Source organism: Deltaproteobacteria bacterium (assembly GCA_003696105.1).
GTDB lineage: Bacteria > Myxococcota_A > Polyangia > Haliangiales > J016 > J016.
In genome coordinates this window covers 15,544-33,177 of the sequence record RFGE01000132.1, presented here as the reverse complement: position 1 = coordinate 33,177, position 17,634 = coordinate 15,544, and the positions used below count along the sequence as shown (strand labels likewise).

13 protein-coding genes are annotated in these 17,634 nt (G+C 70.5%); 8 read left to right on the top strand and 5 right to left on the bottom strand.

The genetic code is table 11. The features are described 5' to 3' along the window. Window positions 1-8: 8 nt before the first annotated feature. The 6 genes from D6689_09095 (at window position 9) to D6689_09070 (ending at window position 9,072) form a co-directional block, all read left to right on the top strand. Window positions 9-1,925 (top strand): ABC transporter ATP-binding protein, encoded by a 1,917-nt coding sequence (locus tag D6689_09095; protein RMH42162.1) that lies wholly within the window; start codon window positions 9-11, stop codon window positions 1,923-1,925. A gap of 74 nt (window positions 1,926-1,999) precedes the next feature. After that, window positions 2,000-3,739: an ABC transporter ATP-binding protein gene (locus tag D6689_09090; GenBank protein ID RMH42168.1), complete on the top strand. Its 1,740-nt coding sequence runs from the start codon at window positions 2,000-2,002 to the stop codon at window positions 3,737-3,739. A gap of 119 nt (window positions 3,740-3,858) precedes the next feature. Next, on the top strand, window positions 3,859-6,318 hold the full coding sequence (locus D6689_09085) for a response regulator (protein ID RMH42161.1): 2,460 nt from the start codon (window positions 3,859-3,861) through the stop codon (window positions 6,316-6,318). A 230-nt stretch (window positions 6,319-6,548) separates the two neighbouring features. Further along, a complete protein-coding gene (locus tag D6689_09080) occupies window positions 6,549-6,950 on the top strand; it encodes a hypothetical protein (protein ID RMH42160.1) in 402 nt (133 codons plus the stop codon). A 17-nt stretch (window positions 6,951-6,967) separates the two neighbouring features. Then, window positions 6,968-8,407, top strand: coding sequence for a potassium transporter Trk (locus tag D6689_09075; GenBank protein ID RMH42167.1), 1,440 nt, complete (start codon window positions 6,968-6,970; stop codon window positions 8,405-8,407). 11 nt (window positions 8,408-8,418) lie between these two features. Further along, on the top strand, window positions 8,419-9,072 hold the full coding sequence (locus tag D6689_09070) for a TrkA family potassium uptake protein (GenBank protein ID RMH42159.1): 654 nt from the start codon (window positions 8,419-8,421) through the stop codon (window positions 9,070-9,072). A 12-nt stretch (window positions 9,073-9,084) separates the two neighbouring features. Here D6689_09070 and D6689_09065 read toward each other — a convergent pair whose 3' ends face one another. Further along, entirely contained in the window at window positions 9,085-10,170 is a 1,086-nt protein-coding gene (locus D6689_09065) for an ATP-dependent 6-phosphofructokinase (GenBank protein RMH42158.1), read from the bottom strand. Window positions 10,171-10,202: 32 nt separating this feature from the next. Here D6689_09065 and D6689_09060 point away from each other — a divergent pair, with 32 nt between their 5' ends. After that, complete coding sequence (locus D6689_09060) at window positions 10,203-10,715, top strand: SET domain-containing protein-lysine N-methyltransferase (GenBank protein RMH42157.1); 513 nt, start codon at window positions 10,203-10,205, stop codon at window positions 10,713-10,715. Between the two features lie 16 nt (window positions 10,716-10,731). On the opposite strand, the gene D6689_09055 is transcribed toward D6689_09060, so the two are convergent. From D6689_09055 to asd, 3 genes are read right to left on the bottom strand one after another with little or no spacing between them, the layout of a single operon-like run. Then, window positions 10,732-12,534: a S1 family peptidase gene (locus D6689_09055; protein ID RMH42156.1), complete on the bottom strand. Its 1,803-nt coding sequence runs from the start codon at window positions 12,532-12,534 to the stop codon at window positions 10,732-10,734. Then, window positions 12,282-13,742 carry a hypothetical protein gene (locus D6689_09050; GenBank protein ID RMH42155.1) on the bottom strand — a complete coding sequence of 487 codons (1,461 nt, stop codon included), beginning with the start codon at window positions 13,740-13,742 and terminating at the stop codon, window positions 12,282-12,284. Before D6689_09050 ends, D6689_09055 begins: the two co-directional genes overlap by 253 nt. Next, window positions 13,730-14,821: an aspartate-semialdehyde dehydrogenase gene (asd, locus tag D6689_09045; GenBank protein RMH42154.1), complete on the bottom strand. Its 1,092-nt coding sequence runs from the start codon at window positions 14,819-14,821 to the stop codon at window positions 13,730-13,732. The genes D6689_09050 and asd overlap by 13 nt, the downstream gene beginning before the upstream one ends. A 161-nt stretch (window positions 14,822-14,982) precedes the next feature. On the opposite strand from asd, the gene D6689_09040 reads away from it, so the two are divergent. Beyond that, entirely contained in the window at window positions 14,983-16,863 is a 1,881-nt protein-coding gene (locus D6689_09040; GenBank protein RMH42153.1) for an ATP-dependent DNA helicase RecQ, read from the top strand. Between the two features lie 9 nt (window positions 16,864-16,872). Here the strand turns inward: D6689_09040 and rlmB are convergent, their stop codons facing one another. Then, window positions 16,873-17,598 carry a 23S rRNA (guanosine(2251)-2'-O)-methyltransferase RlmB gene (gene rlmB / locus D6689_09035; GenBank protein RMH42152.1) on the bottom strand — a complete coding sequence of 242 codons (726 nt, stop codon included), beginning with the start codon at window positions 17,596-17,598 and terminating at the stop codon, window positions 16,873-16,875. Window positions 17,599-17,634: the final 36 nt, after the last annotated feature.

Below are 17,634 nucleotides of genomic sequence, written 5' to 3'. Positions count from 1 at the left end.
CCGGTTTTTTGTGTGTTTCGGGAGCGTTAGGATGCTACCGCGCGCGCGTCGCGCGCTTCAACGCACCCCGTGGGTTTTCGTCCGGATTGCTCGCGCGCCGCGCGCGGCCGCCGGCCGGCCCCGGCAACCGTACGGCAATCCGGGCTATAGACGACATCGTGGCCGCATCCTCCCGCACTCCTTGGACCTACCTGCGCCGCTATCGGCGCGCGGTGGCCCTGGGCTGCGCCGCACTCGTCGCGACCTCCGCGCTCGCGCTCGTCGTGCCGTACCTGCTCGGGCGCACGATCGAGGCGCTGCGCGGCCCGGCGCCGTCGGACGCCGTCCCGCCGCTGGCCGTCGCGATGATCGCCTTCGCCGCGGCGCAGGCGACGTTCCGCATCGCGTCGCGCATCCTCCTGTTCAACGCGGCGCGCAAGGCCGAGTACGACCTGCGCTCGGACCTGTTCGCGCACCTGCTGCGGCAACCGCCGTCCTTTTTCCGGCGATACCCGGTCGGCGACGTGATGTCGCGCCTCACACAAGACGTCCAGACGGTGCGGGCGATGTGGGGGCCCGGCGTGCTCAACGTCGTCAACACGACGTTCCTGTTCGGCACCGGCGTCGCGCTCATGTTCGGCATCGACGCCCGCCTCGCCCTGTGGGCGCTGTTGCCCTACCCGCTCATGGTTCTCGTCGGCCGGGGGTTCGCCGGCCGCCTGTACCGGTCCAGCCGCGACGTGCAGGACTACCTCGGTCGCGTGTCCGCCGCCGTGCAGGAAGACCTCGGCGGCATCGGCGTGATCAAGGCCTACACGGCCGAGCCGGAACGCGAGCGGCGATTCGCGCGCATGGCCGACGATCTGTTGCGCAAGAACATGCGCGTGACGCTTTTGCGCGGCCAGCTCATGCCGCTGCTGGGCGGACTCGGCTCGGTGAGCGTCGTCGTCGTGCTGTACGTCGGCGGCCACGCCTATGTCGATGGGCGCATCGACCTCGGCCAGCTCGTCCAGTTCAACGCGTACCTCGCGCTGCTCGTGTGGCCGACGCTGGCATTCGGTTGGATGCTGTCGCTGTTTCAGCGCGGGATCGCGGCGTGGAAGCGGCTCGCCGCCCTGCTGGACGCGGAGCCGACCATCGTCGACGGCTCCGGCCCCGACCTGCCGCCGGAGCACGTGCGCGGCGACATCGACATCCGCCATCTGAGCGTCGAGGTCGACGGCCGCCGCGTGCTCGACGACGTATCGCTGGCGCTGCCGGCCGGCAGTGTCACCGCGCTCGTCGGCCGGACCGGCGCGGGCAAATCGGTGCTGGTCGAGACGCTGCCGCGCCTGATCGAGACGCCGCCCGGCCACATCTTCCTCGACGGCCGCGACATCACGACGCTGCCGCTGGCGTCGCTGCGGCGCGCGATCGGCTACGCTCCGCAGGAGGCGTACCTGTTTTCGACGACGATCGCCGACAACATCCGCCACGGCCTCGCACACGCGGGCGCCGATCCGAACGACGACGTGCGCATCCGCCGCGCCGCCCACGCCGCGGGGCTGGACCGCGACCTCGCCGCGCTGCCGAACGGGCTCGACACGCTCGTCGGCGAGCGCGGCATCACCCTGTCGGGCGGCCAGCGGCAGCGCGTCGCGCTCGCCCGCGCGATCGCGGCCGAGCCGCGCGTGCTGATCCTCGACGACTCGCTGTCGTCCGTCGACGCGCAGACCGAACGCGAGATCCTCGCTCAGCTCGACGAGGTGATGCGCGGTCGCACGACCGTGTTGATCTCGCACCGGATCGCGGCGATCCGCCGCGCCGACCGGATCGTCGTCCTCGACGAGGGCCGCGTGGTCGCCACCGGCACCCACGACGAGTTGCTCGCCGCCGGCGGCGTGTACGCGGACCTGTACCGCACCGAGTTCGAGGACGCCGACGCCGGCGCCGAGGGGGTCGCGTGACCGCGCCGGCCGCCCCGTCCGCACGCGGCGTCGCGCCAGAGGAGGTCCTCGGCAAGGCGTACGACGCCCGCCTGATGCGGTGGGTGTGGGGGTTCGTGCGCCCGCACTGGCTGCTCCTCGTCGGCGCGATGGCGATGATGCTGCTGTCGGTCGCGTTCGAGATGGCGCAGCCGCTCGTGATCAAGCTGGCGATCGACGACTACATCCTCGCGGGCGACACGGCAGGTCTCGCGGGGGTCGCCGCCGGATTCATGGCGCTGGTGGTGCTGCAATCGGCCGCGATGTTCGCGCAGCTGTACGCGCTCACACTGCTCGGCCAGCGGTCGATGCGCGATTTGCGCGTACAACTGTACGGCCACGTGCTCCACCAGCGCGCCGCGTTTTTCGATCGCATGCCGGTCGGCAGATTGCTCACGCGCATGACATCCGACATCGAGAGCATCAACGAAATGTTCGCATCCGGCGTCGTGACGCTGGTCGCCGACGTCGTGAAGCTCGCTGCCATCGTCGGCATGATGCTCTACCTCAACTGGGCGTTCGCGCTGCTCACCCTGCTGACGGTGCCGCTGCTGGCTGGCGTGGTCGAGTACGCGCGCCGGCTGATGCGCACGTCGTTCCGCGAGATCCGAGTCAAGCTCGCGGCGATGAACGCGCACCTGTCCGAGCACCTCAACGGCCTGAAGGTCGTGCAGCTGTTTACGCGCGAGCGACAGTCGCACGCCGAATTCAATGCGCTCAACGCGGCCCATCGAGACGCCTATCTCGGAGCCATCCGCGCCGACGTCACCCTGTATGCGCTCGTCGAGGCGATCGGCACGGTCGCGGTCGCGCTCGGCGCCTGGTACGCCGCCGGGCAGATCGGCCACGGCGGCGTTACCGTCGGCCTGGTCGTCGCGTTCATCGAGTACGTCAACAAGTTCTTCGTGCCGGTGCGCGACATGTCGGCCAAGTACACCGTCATGCAGTCGGCGATGGCCGCCACCGAGCGCATTCATCGACTCATGGCGACCGACGAACCCGACGCGCCGGTCGCCGGCGAGCCGGACGCCGACGCGGCCGGCGGCCGCATCCCGCCGCCGCGGCCCGGCGCGCCCGCCATCGAGCTGCGCGACGTCACCTTTGGCTACCGGCCCGACGAGCCGGTGTTGCGCGGCGTGTCGCTGGCGGTCCCTCGCGGGCATACGGTGGCCGTCGTCGGACCGACCGGTTCTGGCAAGTCCACGCTGATCCGGCTGCTCGCGCGCCTGTACGACCCCGACCGAGGCGCGATCTACGTCGGCGGGCGCGACATCTCTCGCTTGCCCGCGCCGGTCGTGCGCCGCCTCGTCACCGTCGTGTCCCAGGACGTGTTCCTGTTCTCGGGCACGATCGCCGACAACGTTCGCATCGGCGCTCCCGACGCAACGGACGCGCAGGTCGAAGCCGCCCTCGCGCGCGTCGGCGCCGACCGGGTGCTGGCGCGCCGCGGGGTGGACATCCACGCGCCCGTGGCCGAACGGGGCGCCAACTTTTCCGCGGGCGAGCGCCAGCTGATCGCGTTTGCGCGCGCGCTGGTGCGCGACCCGGAGGTGCTCGTGCTCGACGAGGCGACCGCACACGTCGACCCGGAAGCCGAGCGCCTGATCGAGCGCGGCGTCGCCGAGCTGATGGCCGGGCGCACCAGCCTCGTCATCGCCCACCGGCTGTCCACCGTGCGGCGCGCGGACGAGATCGTCGTGCTCGTACGCGGCCGCATCGTCGAGCGCGGCAGCCATGACGAGCTGATCGCGCACGGCGGCGTCTACGCGCGCCTCGAGGGCACCGTCGTCCGGTGACCCGATCCCCCGATTTTGCGCAAAGCGTGCGGTTTCCATGGGTTGCTGGGACATCCCGGACAGCCCGACCGCGACGGCGCCTGCTACAATAGTGATGCCGCCTACGGTTTAGGGGATCTTTGCACCCGCACGACGACACGATTCGCCTCCTGGACCGCATGGTCGAGACCATGGCCGACGGGGTGATCCTCAGCGACGCCGACCGCGAGATCGTGCGCATCAACCCCGCCGCGCGCGCGATGCTCGGCATTCCGGCGGACGCCGCCGTCGACCGCCAGTACCTCAAGGAGCGGCTCGGCTTCTACCCGTTCGACCTCGTCGCGACCCCCGCTGCGGCGCCGGCCACCGGCGCCGACGAGACGCTGCGCGAGGAGCTCAAGCTCGGCGACAAGGTGCTGCACTCGACGGTGTCGCCGGTGCGCGCCGCCGACGGCCGGCTCGTCGGCGTGGTGGTCGTCCTGCGCGACATCACCGAGGCCAAGGCGCTCGATCGCCGCAAGGACGAGTTCGTGTCGGTCGTGTCCCACGAGTTGCGGACGCCGCTGACCTCCGTGACCGGGGCGCTCGACATCGTCCTGAAAGAATACGTCGGCCCGGTGTTGCCGAAGCAGCGCCGCTATTTGCAAATGGCGCGCGACTCGTGCGCGCGCCTGAACGTGATCGTCGACGATCTGCTCGACGTGGCGCGGTCGCAGACCGGCGGCATGCCGATGCACTTTCGCGACGTGCTGCTCGACGAGCTGGCGGCCGACGCGGTCGAGCGCTATCGCGGGGCGGCGGACGCCAAGGGCGTCGACCTGCGCGCCGAGTTCGAAGCGCGCGACATTCGCATCATCGGCGATCCCGATCGACTCGCGCAGGTCCTCAACAACCTGCTGTCGAACGCGATCAAGTTCACACCCGAACGCGGCCGCATCGACGTCGAAGTCTTCGGTCCGTCCGTCGCGTCGAGTCACGTCGGCGTGTCCGTCTACAACAACGGCGAGCCGATCCCCCAGGACGCGCGCGAGCGCGTGTTCGACAAGTTCGAGCAGATTCGCGACTCCGACAGCCGGCGAGTCGGCGGCACCGGCCTGGGGCTGGCGATTTCCCGCGCGATCATCGAGGCGCACGGAGGGCGCATCTGGGTCGACTCGCGCGACGACGGCACCAAGTTCGTGTTCACACTGCCCGCGGCGCCGGCCGCCGAAGTGCAGCGCGAAGCGGACGTGTCGCGCGCGCGCGACGCCACCGCGGTCCCGGCGGAGTTGGCGTCGACCATCCTGGTCGCGTGTGTGGACGACTACACGACGTTCATCGTCAAGGGCGTGCTGATGGAGGCGGGCCACCGCGTGGTCGAGGCGCGCGACACCTACCAGGCGATCGCCCTCGCCCGCCAACACCGCCCGGCGCTGGTACTCGTCGACGCGCCGAGCATCGGCCAGGAGGCCCGCGCTCTGGTCGACATCCTCAAGCACGATCCCGAGACGAAGAAGGCCGCCGTGCTCATGGTCGACACGGCCGCCAACCGCGAGGCGACGCTCGAGTGGGGCGCCGACGAAGCGATCGCCAAGCCGATCGAGGCGGACGGCTTGCTCGCCGTGTGCCAGCGACTCATCCGCGACGCCGGGCAGGCCCAGGCCGCGCGGGTGCTCGTCGTCGACGACGATCCGACCATCCGCATGATCTGCCGCGAAGTCCTCGAAGCGGCCGGCTACAAGGTCCACGAGGCGGCAGACGGCGCGGCGGCGGTCGCCGAAGCTCGCCGGTTCCGGCCCGACCTCGTGCTCCTCGACGTGATGATGCCCGACCGCGACGGATTCGAGACCGCCGAAACGCTCCGGTCGAGTCCGGCGGTCGGCTCGGCGCCGGTCATCTTCCTGTCCGCGCGCAGCGAAACCCACGACAAGGTTCGGGCGTTCCGCATCGGCGCCGAGGACTACATGGTCAAGCCGTTCGATGCGTCGGAACTGGTCGCGCGCGTCGAGCGCGCCCTCGAGCGCCGCGCGCGGGACGTAAGCGCGTCGCCGACGACGCAACTGCCGGGCGCCAGCGCCATCGAGCGCGAGTTGTCGGCCCGCATCGCCGGCGGCGGCCGCCACGCATTTTGCTATCTCGACCTCGACAACCTGAAGGCGTTCAACGACTACTACGGCTATGCGAAGGCGGACGGCGTGATCCGCCAGACCGGCGACATCATCCGCGAGGTGATCCACGCCGAGGGCGGTCCCGACGACTTCATCGGCCACATCGCGGGCGACGACTTCGTGTTCGCCACGTCCCCGGACCGCGTGGACCGCATCTGCACGGCGATCTGCCAGCAGTTCGATCGCCTCGTCCCGCTCTACTACAACCGAGCCGATCGCGAGCGCGGCTACATCGAGACGAAAGACCGGTTCGGCACGCTGCGCCAGTTCCCGATCATGACCGTGTCGATCGCGGTGGTCACGACCGAGGCGGGCGACGTCGGCTCGTTCAACGACCTCGCAGAGGCGGCTGCTGCCGGCAAGAAGCTGGCCAAGGCCGTCGCCGGGTCGTCCTACGTGCGAGACGGGCGCGTCATGCGCGGCATCCCGCCCGCCGAGGGCGCGCTCGCCTAGGAGGCGGTTGCGCATAGCCGCTGGCTGCGGTCGCGATCTACAGGCGATCTGCGGCGTACGTCCTCGCGCCCTTCGGTACCGTATGTGTATACGCGCCCTCGTGCGCTACGGGCGTGCGCCGGACCTCACCTCGCATCTCGCAGCCTCGCTGGCGCGCCTACGCGCAACAGCCTCCATACGGCGCCGGGCACCCGCGCGGCGCCGGGCGACTGGTGTACAGTGCGGACGTCATGATGCGCGCGTTGCGCACTCGAGCCGAGGTGCCGGTCGCCCCTGCGACCGGGAATGACGCGTTGAAGGCGTGTCGCCGTTCGCGCCCGCCGGTCCGCGCGCAGCGGGATCCGGCGCGGACGGCGAGGCGTGCCGCGTTCCGGCCCGCCGCAGGTGCGCCGGCCGGCGACGGCGCGCGCGGCCCGCGCGGTCGCGCGGTCGTTCGCCTCGGCACCGCCGGCCGCGACCCGTCCGCGGCGCCCGACGCGATCGTCGCCGCCGCACCGCGGACCAGGAGCGCCGGCGCGCGCGGGACGGCCCCTCGCTGCCACACCGACCCTCGCACACCGGGCGTCGATGCAGCCCTCGCGCACCCGCGCGATCGCAACACCGAAGTCCGCGCCCTCGTACACATCCCGTGACGCCGCTCCGCTTGCGATTGCGCCTGTTGTCCTTGCGCCTATTTTCGCTGCTATCCCCGCCAGCGTGGTGGCTGTGGTGGCGCCGCCTGTCGCCGCCGGCTCTCATCGTGACGAGCTTCGCCGCGCTGATCGCCGTCGGCACCGCCGGGCTGATGTGGATCCCGGGCCTGCAGGCGGGACCGCCGCTGTCGTTTCTCGACGCGCTGTTCACCATGACCAGCGCCGTATGCGTCACGGGCTTGATCGTGGTCGACACGGCGACGCACTTTACCCGCAGCGGTCAACTGTGGCTGCTCGTGTTCATCCAACTTGGCGGGCTGGGCGTCATCACGCTCACGACCATGCTGATCGGCGCGCTGGGCCGGCGGCTGTCGTTGCGCACCGAGACGATCGCGATGCCGCTGGTGTCGTCGGCCGATACTGACTTGGGCAAGCTGGCGGTCGCAGTCGGCAAGTTCACGTTGGCCGCGGAAGCGGCCGGCGCGCTCGCACTGTTCCTGCTGTGGCTGCCTCGCTTCGACGTGGCCGACGCCGCGTGGCACGCCGTCTTCCACGCGGTCAGCGCGTTTTGTAACGCCGGCTTCTCGACCTTTTCCGACTCGCTCGTCGGCTTCGCCGACAGTCCGCTGACTCTGCTGGTCGTGTCGGCGCTGGTCGTCGCCGGCGGCATCGGGTTCTTGTCCGTATGGGAACTGCGCCACTGGTGGCGCGGGCGCCGCGCGCTCGCGCCGAGCCTGCGAACCCGCGTCCGCGGCCCACGCCTGTCGAGCCACACCGCCACGGTGGTCGTGACGACCGCGGTGTTGCTCGGCGTCGGCTGGATCGCGTTCACGGTGTTCGAATGGAACAACGTGCTGGCCGACATGTCGGTGGTGGACAAGCTCGCCAACGGCCTGTTCATGGCCGTCACGCCGCGCACCGCCGGATTCAACTCGATCTCGTACGCCCAGGTCGGCAACGACACCGCGATGCTGACGATCGTGCTGATGTTCATCGGCGGTTCGCCCGGATCCACCGCCGGCGGCACCAAGACGACCACGATCGCCGTTCTCATCGCACTCGCGTGGTCGCGGATGCGCGGCCGTCGTTACGTGGAGCTGCGCGGCCGCGGCATCCCACAGGGCACGATCGACCGCACCGTGTCGCTGTTGCTGATGGCGATGACGGTCATCACGGCGGCTCTGCTGCTACTCAATTTCATTCGCGCCGCACACATTCCGCCCGCGAAGGCGCGCGGCGAGTTTCTCGCCATCGTGTTCGAGGCGACCAGCGCGTTCGGGACCGTTGGCCTGTCCATGGATCTCACCGCGTCCCTGTGGAGCACGGCCCGCGTGATTCTCATCTGCTTGATGTTCATCGGGCGCGTCGGGCTGCTGTCCTTCTTTTCCGCACTGACGTTGCGCTCGCGGCTGCCGTCGCGCGTGCGACCCGCCCACGAAGACCTGCTGATCGGCTAACCGGAGGTTGCATGAAACGGTTCGTCATCGTCGGACTCGGCACGTTCGGCCGCGTCACCGCCCTGCAGCTGGCCAATCTCGGCCAGGACGTGCTCGCGATCGACCAAGTCGAGGAGCTGGTCGACAGCGTCGGCCCACACGTCGCGCGCGCTCTCGTCGGCGACGCGACCCACAAAGGGGTACTGCAGGAACTCGGCGCCCCCCATGCCGACGCGGCCGTCGTGTCGACCGGCGACAACCTCGGCGCATCGATGCTCGCGCTGCTCGCGCTGCGCGACCTCGGCGTCAAGGACATCTTCGTCAAGGTACAGTCGGAGGAGCAGGCGCGCATCGTCGACGCGCTCGGCGCCGCCGAGGCGGTATTCCCAGAAAAGGAAGCCGCGCTCGGGTTGGCGTCGCGGCTGGTGAGCGGCCGATTGTTGCGATACCAACAGCTCGGCCCGGAATTTTCGCTGCAGGAAATGGCGGTTCCAGACAGCTGGAGCGGCAAGACCTTGCGCGAACTCAAGCTGCCGCAGACCTACCAGGTCCAGATCGTGGCCGTGCACGACCTGCTGAGAGACGCGCTGGTCCTGCCCGATCCGGACCGACCGCTCACGCCCTCGGACACGCTGCTCGTCGCCGGGGCGCCGCGCCGACTCGAGGCGATCGCGGAGACGAAGTGATCGCCGCCGGCGTCAACCGCCGAGTTCCACGCCACACGCGCGCGCGACCGCGACGAGTTCGCCGTGCGGATCGATCGTCTTTTGTTTCGACACGGCCTGGTCCATGTCGACCGCGACGATCTCGTTGCCCTTGAGCGCGACGACCTTACCGAAATCGCCGCGCTCGATCAGATCCACCGCGGCGACGCCGTAGCGCGTGCCGAGCACCCGGTCGAACGCGGTCGGAGTGCCACCGCGTTGGATGTGGCCGAGCACGGTCACGCGCACTTCGTAGTCGGTGTGCTCGCAAATCTGGTTGGCGAGTCGCTGGCCGGCGCCGCCGAGCTTTTCGAGCCGCGTTCCGTCGGAGGGGACCGCGACCGCGTGACCGCCGTCGATCGGCCGAGCGCCCTCCGCGACGACGACGATGCTATACGTGAGGCCCCGCGCGTGGCGCGAGTGGAACGCCTTGATCACCCGCCGGATGTCGTATGGGATCTCCGGAATCAAGATCACGTCGGCGCCCGAAGCCAGCCCCGCGACCATTGCGATCCAGCCGGCGTACCGCCCCATCACCTCACAGATGATGATGCGATCGTGACTCTCCGCGGTGGTGTGAAGTCGATCGATGGCCTCGGTCGCCACCTCGACCGCGGTCTGAAAGCCGAACGTGTAGTCGGTCGCCTCGAGGTCATTGTCGATCGTCTTGGGGACGCCTACGATCGGAAACCCGCGGTCGACGAACGCTTTCGAGATCCGCATCGTGCCGTCGCCGCCGACGGCGACGAGCCCTGCCAGATCGAGGTAGGACAGATGTTCGAGCATCGTGGCCGACACGTCCGTCGGCGTCACCTTGCCGTCCGGTCCCTTGAGCGGATAGTGGAACGGATCCGCGCGGTTCGACGAACCGAGGATCGTGCCGCCGCGCGCGAGCAACCCGCGCGTCTTGTCGCGCGTGAGTTCCATGTAGCGCTGCTCGTACAGCCCCTTGAAGCCGTCTTCGATCCCGATGACTTCCCAGCCGTAGGTGCCCTGCGCGTGTTTGACCACCGCGCGGATCACCGCGTTGAGCCCTGGACAGTCACCGCCGCCAGTTAGAATGCCGATTCGCTTGGGCATCGTCGCCTTTTCGGTGTAAGTAGGTTTCGCTCATGCCTCGAATGGACGGACTGGAAGTATACCTGTCGAGCATCCACGGGTACGGCGTGCGAGCCACGCGACCTTTCTTCAAGGGCGACATCGTCGTCGTCGGCGACGGCGTCCTGTACCGCGAAGACGACGACTTCGACGACGAATATGCACTCATCGTCCCCGGCTATCTGCCGAACCCCGACGGCTCCGAGGGACCGCCGCTCTACTACGACCTCACGGACCAGACGCGCTGGATCAACCACAGCTGCGATCCGAACACCGAGGTCGACATCAAGTGGAACTCGGAGCTACAGGTCGCCATTCCGTGGTGGACGGCGCTGCGCGACATCCAGCCCGGAGAGGAACTGACCTACGACTACGCGTTCGCCGGTCACCTGGCGATCCCGTGCCACTGCGGCGCCCCAACCTGCCGGGGCCTGATCGTCGATCCGGACGAGGCACACCTCGTGCCTGACGAGTTGCGCCACTTGCTGCGCGGCGAACTGGCCGAGTTCGCTCAGCGCGCGGGCTGAGCCCGCGGCACGCGCGTCAGCGCCGCCGGCGGCGCCCGGTCCACACCAGCGCCAACGCCGCGATCGCCAGCGCCGCGAGGCCACCCCACGTACCGCGCGGGTCGGCGCCGGCGACGCTGTTCGGATCGCAGAAGCCGCCGCCGCCCGAGATCAGCCGCCCGACGCACACGCGCGCCCCCGACTTGACCCGGCTGTCGACGCACTCGTACGGCGCCGCGTCCGGGTCGGCCGGAGCCGGGCAGTCGGCGGACGAATCACACTCGACGACGCAGATGCCCTCCTCGCACAGACCGGAGCGGCAGCCGGGATTTTCGCAGTTCGTGCCGCTGGCGCAGTCGCACGGGTACCCCTGCGAGCCCGGCGACGGCACCGTGTACTCACACTCCCCGGTGCCGTCCCCGAGGTCGGTGCACTCCATCTCGGCCGGACAGCCGCTCACCGCCGCGGCCGGGTCACACGGCTGGCTACAGTAGGTGAACGACGGGTCGTCTTTGGCCGCGATACAGCGACCGCCGCGCTCGCACTCGCCGGACTGCTCGCATGTGCCCCCGGGGAACACGCCGAGCGGGCAGTCCGGGTCGCGCGTCGGGCAGTCCTCCGTGCAGGTTCCGTCCTCGAGGCATGGGTCGCAATCCGGGTCCGGCGACCGGCAGCCGGACTCGACGCACGTGCCGTCGAATGCGCACGGGCCGTTGTAGCGGTCGACGAACGGATAGATCACGTCGCGCGCGAATCGGTCCACCCGCGCGCGGCGCGCGGTCGGCGAGCAGTCGCTGATCACCGTGTGCAGCGCGATCTGCACGGGGCCGTCGCCCAGATCGGCCAACACCGGTCCGCCGTCGTCGCCGCGGCACGCGCTCGTGTCGTCGGTGCCGGCCGCGACGGTGTCGCTGCCGATCGCGGTGATGGGCGTGTCGACCCGCCGCCGGGTGCCGAAGTCCTCGAGGTCGGCGTGGGTGATGCCGTAGCCGACGAACGTGGCCTGGCTGCCGACGACGTCGGGCGACAGCGGCGCGTCGTTGATGGCGATCGGCGCGACGCCGGGATCGTCAGTGAGGTGGATCAGCGCGATGTCGTTGACGTTCGGTATGTCCGGGTCGTAGTAGCGATGGATCTTGATGGCGTCGAAGCCGACGCGGTTGGCCTGGTCGAACGTGAGCCCGAAGGCGATGGTGATGTCGTCGAGGCACGGCCCCGGAGTTCCTTCCGGCGTCCCGTCGTTGCAGTGCACGTCGTCGCGGGTGTTCTCCTCGATGCAGTGCGCCGCGGTGAGGACGACGCGGTCCGCGATCAGCGTGCAGGAACACCACCGCGGGTCGCGCTCCTGAATCGGCGGCTCCTCGTCGAGCGGTAGGATCACTTCGATCGCGCACACCCCGGGAAACTCCGTGTCGAGCAGCGGCGAGCCCTCGGGCTGCGACACGGCGGCCGTGTCCCGCGCCAGGTCGGCCGGCGCCGGCTCCCCGTCGGCGGCACACCCCGCGGCCAGCGCGGCGGCCGCGAGCCAGACTGTCGAAACGCGATGCATCCGTCGGACCTCCGGGCGGTCGAGCATGCCGTTCGATATCACGAATGCCGGGCGCGGGGGCGACGGCGCAAGGCGAAAAACCCGAGGAGCGCGAGGCCGACCAGCCCCCACGGATTCGCGGCGCGGCCGCGCGCGCCGGCCGCACAGCCGCAGCCGTCCGGCGGAATCGTGCACGCCTTGACGCCGCCGCCGAACGACTCGCACGAGTAGCCCTCCGGGCACTCGGGCAGGCCGTCGCCGCACTGCTCGACGCAGATGCCGTGGTCGGGGTCGCACGCGCCGGAGCGGCATTCGCTGCCGTCGGTGCAGTCGGCGCCCTGCGCGCCCGGCGTGATCCCGGTGTAGTGGCACGCCGGCTCGCCCCCGTCGGCGGCGACGCACCGGCCGAGCGGCGGATCGCACTGCTCCGCGATCGGCTCGTCCGGGTCGCACCGCGACGAACAGTACTTGATGCGCGGATCGTCGAGCGCCGCGACGCAGAAGCGGCTTTCGCAGTCGTCGTTGTCGTTGCACGGGTCGCCGGCAAACCCCGCGACCGGGCAGTCGAGATCGAGTTGTGGGCAGCCTCTTGCGCAGAACGCATCCGGCTGGCACGGATCGCAGTCCGGGTCGGGAGCGGCGCAGCCCTCGGTCACGCACACGCCGTCGAACTGGCACGGCCCGGTCCACGCGTTGAGGATCGGCAGGATGAAATCGTCGCGGTAGACGTCGACGCGCGTCTGGTGGGAGTTGCCGACACAACCTTGCGGGCCAGTGGACGTGATGCCGATGACGGTCTCGACGCCGTCGATGTCGTAGAAGCCGGGGCCTCCCGAGTCGCCCTGGCACGTGTTGACCTGGTCGTCGCCCATTCCGATGAGCCGCGGCAGGATCTCGTTGATGGGCAGGAACACGCGCCGCTTGGTGCCGAAGCCGGTTTGGTTCTCGCCGTCGTTGGCGCCGAATCCCACGGCGAGCAACGTGCTGCCGACGAGCGATTGGTCGAGCGGCTCGAGGTTGATCGGCATCGGTTCGATCCCCGCCGGCGCCGGATCGCGCAGCCGCACGAGCGCGATGTCGTAGGGCAACCCGATCGCGATCGTCGACGGGTCGTAGTAGCGGTGGTACATGATTTGCGCGATGCTGACGGTCTCCGCGTCGGGGTCGCCGCTGCCGTTGCCGAACAGCACCGTGCCGCCCGTCGCGGTGTCCACGCAGTGCGCCGCCGTGAGCACGACTCGGTCGGCGATGAGCGTACCGCTGCACAAGCCGGTCTGGGTCTGGAGCATGACGACGGCCGGATGGCCGGTGTCCTCCACCCCGCCGATGATCGGCAGGGGCTGGTCCGCGACGGGCAGTTCCCCGTCCTCGACCGCGCACGCCGCGAGCGCGACCGCGCCGGCGGCGATCCAGCGAACCCACAGTGGACAAAGCGCCCCGGTAGACATGACAGCAGACCTCCTTGCCCGGGCGCGACCCCGCGCGCCACCGAGCCGAGCGCGGCGGCTCACCCGATCCATCCGCGCTCGTGCAAGTGCTCGGCGACCAGCACGCAGCCGCGCGCGGCGCCCATCTTCGTGTTGTGCGATACGAGCAGATACTTCCAGCCGTGCCCGTCGTCCCCATCCGGCCGCACGCGGCCGACCACCGTCGTCAGCCCGCCGCCCGCGTCGCGGTCGAGGCGTACCTGCGGCCGGTAGGGGTCGTCGACCACGTCGATGAGCCGCTCGGGCGCGCTCGGGTACCCGCGCGCGACGAACTCGGCCCCCGCCTCGCGCCACGCGCCGACCAGGTCGTCGCGCGTCGCCGGGCGTTCGAGCTGGACGAACACCGACTCGGTGTGGCCCTCGAGCACGCCCACGCGCGTACACGTGCACGACACGTGGACCTCGGCCGGCCGGATGACGTCTCCGTCGAACGCGCCGAGGATCTTGCGCGTCTCGCGCTCGACCTTGTCCTCCTCGCCGGGAATGAACGGGATGATGTTGTCGATGACGTCCAATGCCGCCACGCCCGGCGAACGCCCCGCGCCCGACACCGCCTGCATCGACGTCATGTACACGCGCCGCACGCCGAAGGCGCGGTGCAGCGGCGCGAGCGTCATCGCGAGGCCGACGGTGGTGCAGTTGGGGTTCGGCGCGATGAACCCCTTCCAGCCGCGCCGCGCCCGCTGGCGGTCGAGCAGACCCGCGTGGTCCGGGTTGACCCCGGGCAGCAGCAGCGGCACGTCCTCCTCGTAGCGAAACGCGGACGCGGTCGAGATCACCGGTACGTGCTGGGCGTAATTGGGCTCGAGTTCGCGCGCCGCGGCCGCCTCGGTGCAGCAGAACACGAGGCCGACCGCGCGCGCGTCGAACGCGGTCGCGTCCTGAACCGGCAGCGCCGCGACCGCGTCCGGCAGCGGTCCGTCGGCGTACCAACCGACCTGGCCGTCGGCATTCGCGAGGGCGTCGCGGTACGGCTTGCCCGCGCTGCGAGCCGACGCGGCCAGCGCGGCCACCTCGAAGATGGGGTGATCGGCCAATGCGGCCACGAACTGCTGGCCGGCCACTCCCGTGGCGCCGACGATTCCGACGCGGACTCGACTCGACGTGGTCATGTCACCTCACTGCAAACCTACCGCAGGCGCGCGAATTCACCACGCCCAGGCGCCGCCGGTCAAGGCGCGGAGCGCTGGCTGTCGGTGACCTCCCGACGGCGCCGCGCCGCCGCGATTCGGGGTTGAATCCTGCCCCGGGAATGAGGGAAGGTTTGTGACTCATGGTCGGGCGAAGTGACTGTGACGGGGTGCCCGTGGTTCCGGACCCGGATGTGGCCGCCGGCAGCGAAACGATGCGCGCGGTGGTCGCGGACGGCGGCGACGTCGCCGAGCGGATGCTCCAGATCGGACGCCGCCGGTTCGGCATCCGGCACTTTCGGCCCGGCCAGGAGCTGACCATCCGCAACGTGATCGCCGGCATCGACACGCTCGCGATCATGCCGACCGGCGGCGGCAAATCGCTGTGTTACCAGCTCCCCGCCCTGGAGCTGCCGGGCATCACCCTGGTGGTGTCGCCGCTGATCGCGCTGATGAAGGACCAGCACGACAAGCTCGAGGCCCTCGGTATCGAGGTCGTTCGCCTCGACTCGACGATCGGGCCGCGCGAGGAGGCCTCGGCGATGGCTCGCCTCGCCCACGGGGCGCCGTGCGTGGCCTACGTCACGCCGGAGCGGCTCGCGGACGCGAACTTTCGCGCGCGGCTCGGCGACGCGCGGGTCGCGCTGTTCGTGGTCGACGAGGCCCACTGCATCTCCCAGTGGGGGCACGACTTCCGGCCCGCCTACCTCGGGCTCGCCGCGGCCATCGAGGCGCTCGGCCGCCCGACCGTGCTCGCGCTCACGGCCACCGCACCGCCGCGCGTCAAAGACGACATCCTCGCCCAACTCGCCATTCCGGACGCCTCCGTGGTGGACGTCGGCCTCAGCCGGCCGAACCTCCGCTACCACGTGTTCAAGGCCCGCAGTGAACGCAAGAAGCAACAGCTGCTCCTGCAACTTCTGGAGCGCCAGGAAGGTTGCGGCATCATCTACGCGGCGACCGTCAAGACCGTCGATCTGCTGCACGATTTTCTGCGCGACCACGGCATCGCCGCCGGCCGCTACCATGGGCGCATGCGGGCCAAGGAGCGCGAGGCGGTCCAGACCGCGTTCATGGAGCGCGGCGAGCCGCGCATCATGGTCGCGACCAACGCATTCGGCCTCGGAGTCGACAAGCAGGACATCCGGTTCGTCATCCACTACAACTTTCCGGGCTCGCTCGAGAGCTACTACCAGGAGGCGGGACGCGCGGGGCGAGACGGCCAGCCGGCGAACTGCGTGCTGCTGTACCAGCCGGAAGACAAGCGCATCCAGAGTTTCTTCCTCGGCGGGCGCTACCCGACGCCCGATCAGACCCGCGCGGTGGCCGAGGCGCTCATCGAGTTGTATCAGGTCGACCGCCGGCCGCCGCCCGTCAAGCAGATCGCCGAGCGCGCCGACGCGCCCGCCAAAAAGACGCGGGTCGTGCTGTCCTTTCTCAAAGAAGTCGGCTTCGTCGAGGAGCGCGCCGGCGCCAACTTCCGGCCGCTGACCGCCGAGCCGCCGGGACTCGACGACCTCGAACGCGCGACGCGCCGCTACGAGCAAAAGCGCGCGCAAGATCGGGCGCGGCTGCAGGCGATGCTGCGCTACGCGACGTCCAACCTGTGCCGCACGCGCCTGCTGCTGACCTACTTCGGCTATGCGGACGACGCCGGCAGCGCGTGCGGTGTATGCGACAACTGCCTGCGCGCGCGCGAGCAGGCACAGGAGCGAGCCGACGCCGAGCCGATTCGCCGCGAGCGGGCGCCGGGGGCTCGCGGCGGCCCGGTCGACCGCCGCACCATGCTCGAGCAGGCGGTCGCGCGGCGCCACGCGCGCAGCCACCGGGTGCGCGCGCTCAAGATCGAGCGCGCCAAGAACGTCCCGCTGGCCAGCCACGGGCTCGGCAAGGGCGACGTCGTGCGCCACAAGACCTGGGGCGAGGGCGAGATCGTCCGCGTGCACGGCGAGACCGTCGGCGCGTTCTTCCCCGGCTACGGCGAAAAGCTGCTCAAGGCGAGCTTCCTCGAGAAGGTCGAGTGATCCGGCCCGCTACGCGCCGCGCGCGACGCGCTGTCGCGCCACTTCGTACAGCGCGATCGCGGCCGCGACGGACACGTTGAAGCTGCCGACGGCCGCGCCCGCCATCGGGATCTCGACGAAGCGGTCGCAGGCGCGCTGCACGAGCGGGCGGATGCCGCTGCCCTCGGCGCCGACCACGAGGCAGAGGCGATCGGTCGCGTCGATCGCGGACAGCGGCTGCGCGTCCGGGTGCGACGCGACGCCGACGACCCACATGCCCGCGCGCTTGGCGTCCGCCAGCGCGCGCGCGAGGTTCGTCACCCGCGCGATCGGCATGTGTTCCGTCGCGCCCGCCGACGCCTTGGTCGCGACGGCCGTCACGCGCGCGGCGCGGTCCTTGGGCACGACGACCGCGTCGGCGCCGAGCAGGTACGCCGAGCGGACGATCGCGCCGAGATTGTGCGGGTCCTGCACCGAGTCAAGCGCGACGATCAGCGACGGCTGCGCCGCGAGCACGTCGTCGAAGTCTGCGTAGGCGAACTCGCCCGCGAGCGCGACGACGCCCTGGTGGCGCGCCCCCGGGCCGGCGAGCGCGTCGAGTTCGGCGCGCGACCGGACCTGCACGTCGACGCCGCGGCGCGCTGCGGCCGCCGCGACGCGCGCGTCCGGCTTGTGCACGTACACCACCGCGACCGAGCGAGGCCGCCGCTCGAGCAGCTCGCTCACCGGTCCGACGCCGTAGACCACCCGCGCCACGCCGCCCTACCCGCCTGCCGCCGCGGCCGGACGCGC

Bases quoted from the DNA above. Each gene is read 5' to 3' on its own strand.
- D6689_09090 (RMH42168.1), top strand. From the start codon at position 2,000: ATGCGGTGGGTGTGGGGGTTCGTGCGCCCGCACTGGCTGCTCCTCGTC.
- D6689_09080 (RMH42160.1), top strand. From the start codon at position 6,549: ATGATGCGCGCGTTGCGCACTCGAGCCGAGGTGCCGGTCGCCCCTGCG.
- D6689_09070 (RMH42159.1), top strand. From the start codon at position 8,419: ATGAAACGGTTCGTCATCGTCGGACTCGGCACGTTCGGCCGCGTCACC.
- D6689_09065 (RMH42158.1), bottom strand. From the start codon at position 10,170: ATGCCCAAGCGAATCGGCATTCTAACTGGCGGCGGTGACTGTCCAGGG.
- D6689_09060 (RMH42157.1), top strand. From the start codon at position 10,203: ATGCCTCGAATGGACGGACTGGAAGTATACCTGTCGAGCATCCACGGG.
- D6689_09055 (RMH42156.1), bottom strand. From the start codon at position 12,534: ATGCCGCTCCGGCGCGTGCGACCCCGACCACGGCATCTGCGTCGAGCA.
- D6689_09050 (RMH42155.1), bottom strand. From the start codon at position 13,742: ATGGATCGGGTGAGCCGCCGCGCTCGGCTCGGTGGCGCGCGGGGTCGC.
- asd (RMH42154.1), bottom strand. From the start codon at position 14,821: ATGACCACGTCGAGTCGAGTCCGCGTCGGAATCGTCGGCGCCACGGGA.
- D6689_09040 (RMH42153.1), top strand. From the start codon at position 14,983: ATGGTCGGGCGAAGTGACTGTGACGGGGTGCCCGTGGTTCCGGACCCG.